Genomic DNA, 1,087 nt, shown 5'->3' on the forward strand with positions numbered 1-1,087 from the left:
TACACCAAGAAAAAAAACCATGACTAAGATAATAGCGTAACTACGTTGGATTTTTAATTTTTGCATGACACTGATTATTGGATTTAATAAGTAAAATAAAAATCCTGCACTTAGAATTGGAATGAAAAGTGTCGAAAATAAAACAATTATTGGCTGAAAAACAAAGCTGATTTGAGTTGAAAAGTAAATAATGAGGACTAAGGCTAAAAGCCAAATGGTCCATAAAAATAGTTTAGAATGTTTAAAATAATGCATGGAAATCTCCTTTTTAAGTCAGTTTGTTTAATATATTTGTACAGTTTTATCCAAGTAATATAGGGTCTTATAAAAAAATTAGAAGCAATCAAAAATGAAAAAATTGAACATTAGTAGAATAAACATTCTTTTTATTTGCTTATCTTATATAAAATAATTGCTAACTTCATAATAACATAGATGTTAAAAGCTAAACCTACATTTATTTATTTAGATAACAAAAATGGTACAAACTAGTTTGAATAGTTCATAGTTTATTTGAGTTATAAATTTAGAGTGTATCTGTGATTTTTTTAAAAAGTTCTTTAATCTTGAAAGTAGAAAAAAGAGTAGAGTTTTCATTCACTAAGATTGTGGTGTTTTTAGTCAGATACTAGCACTTCAAAATAAATCTTGGTACTACTAGTTGATACTCAAATTATCGATTTATTATAATACATGATGCAATTATTTGATACTAATAGTCTAGGTATTTCTTTGTTTTTACTGCTTTTGATTCTTGTTTTTTATTTTCTGTTACTTATTGTTAATGATTGATTATTCAAATTACAGACACCGTAACAGACGTTGTTAACAGTTTGCACCATATAAATGTTTTCAGGTATACTGCTAAAAGGACATAAATCTAACATTAGATTAGTTCAAAATATATAAGGGGTTATTTTTATTATGGGCAGTTTGCCAAACGAAAAATTAAAAGGTTTAAGTCGCCAAGAGGTAGAAATACGTGGTAGTCAGGGACAAACTAATCAATATACAACAAAAGTTACTAAGACAAATACTCAAATTATTAAGGATAACTTATTTACGTTGTTTAATATGCTCAATTTTA

Annotated in this window: 1 pseudogene; it reads right to left on the reverse strand. The window is 26.0% G+C overall.

What is annotated here, in order from left to right:
* A pseudogene (locus ABS911_RS15150) lies at nucleotides 1-255 on the reverse strand (AI-2E family transporter); the annotation flags it as partial.
* Nucleotides 256-1,087: the final 832 nt, after the last annotated feature.

The organism is Carnobacterium sp., assembly GCF_040274425.1.